The organism is Mesorhizobium sp. B1-1-5 (genome assembly GCF_006443065.1).
GTDB lineage: Bacteria > Pseudomonadota > Alphaproteobacteria > Rhizobiales > Rhizobiaceae > Mesorhizobium.
The window spans coordinates 1-1,133 of the sequence record NZ_VFWS01000559.1; the positions used below are offsets into that span (position 1 = coordinate 1).

Sequence of the window (1,133 nt, forward strand, 5' to 3'; positions counted from 1 at the left end):
CCGTCGCCATTTTGAAAGTGACGGAAGTTGGACGGCTCCATCGATCGCATACATCGCATTGCCATGCATCGCATCGTCGTGTGCACGCTTTGCCGCGATATCGCCACCGAGGTGAATTCAGGCCAGCGTCCGGCAGGACTGGCAAGCAAGACGCTGGCCCGTATTCCGGCAGGCCCTGCAAGGAATTGCCCATGACCGCGCCGCTTCTCGATGCCCGCGACCTGGCCGCAGAGGAGGATGGCCTGCATCTGGTGCATCCGGTCAGCCTTTCGGTGGCGGCGGGCGACCGTCTCGCCATCATCGGTCCCAACGGCGCCGGCAAGACGACATTGCTGCGCATGCTGTCGGGCATGCTGCGGCCGAGTTCGGGCGAAGTGAAGCTCACCGGCCGCCTGCTGGACAGGATTTCGACCGCCGAGCGGGCGCTGCACATCGCCGTCGTCGGCCAGACCGATCAACCGGATCCACGGCTGGCGGTGATCGATTATGTCGAGCTCGGCCGGGTTCCGCATACCGGCCGCAGGCACAGGAGCGAGGAACGCGACATTGTCGTCGAGGCGCTGCGCCGGACCGGGCTGTTGCCGCTGCTTGGCCGCACCATCGGCTCGCTGTCGGGCGGCGAGCGCCAGCGCGCCCAGCTTGCCCGCGCCATCGCACAGGAGCCGAAGATCCTGTTCCTCGACGAGCCGACCAACCATCTCGACCCGCGGGCGCGCAGCGAGTTGCTCGAACTGGTTGCAGGCCTCGGCATGACCGTGATCGCGGTGCTGCACGATCTGGCGCTGGTGACGCCTTTCGCCACCAGGGTCGCGGTGATGAGCCATGGCCGGTTGCATGTGCTGGCGCCGCCACGCGAAGCACTCACTCAGCAGCTGATCCGCGAGATCTTCGGTGTCGACGTCTTTAGGTTGCGCCACCCGACGGAGGACCGCGAGCTGACGGTGTTCGAGGTTCCGAACCGTGCCGCGCCATCTTCGTGAGCGCAGATCCAATTCCCGTGCAACGAAGGAGCAACATCCGTGAAACGCCTTGCCGTATCTCTTGCCTTCTCCCTGCTGGCCTCTACGGCCTTCGCCTTTCCGGTGACGGTCGACAGCTGCGGCAAGTCGCTGACCTTCGACGCGCCTCCAAAG

General features: G+C 65.5%; 1 protein-coding gene. It reads left to right on the forward strand.

The features are described from left to right. The first annotated feature begins 191 nt into the window (after nucleotides 1-191). A complete protein-coding gene (locus tag FJ980_RS33270) occupies nucleotides 192-980 on the forward strand; it encodes an ABC transporter ATP-binding protein (protein ID WP_140547629.1) in 789 nt (262 codons plus the stop codon). The last annotated feature ends 153 nt before the right edge of the window (nucleotides 981-1,133 follow it).

Excerpts from the sequence above, each read along its gene's own strand:
- FJ980_RS33270 (WP_140547629.1), top strand. The coding sequence starts at position 192 with ATGACCGCGCCGCTTCTCGATGCCCGCGACCTGGCCGCAGAGGAGGAT.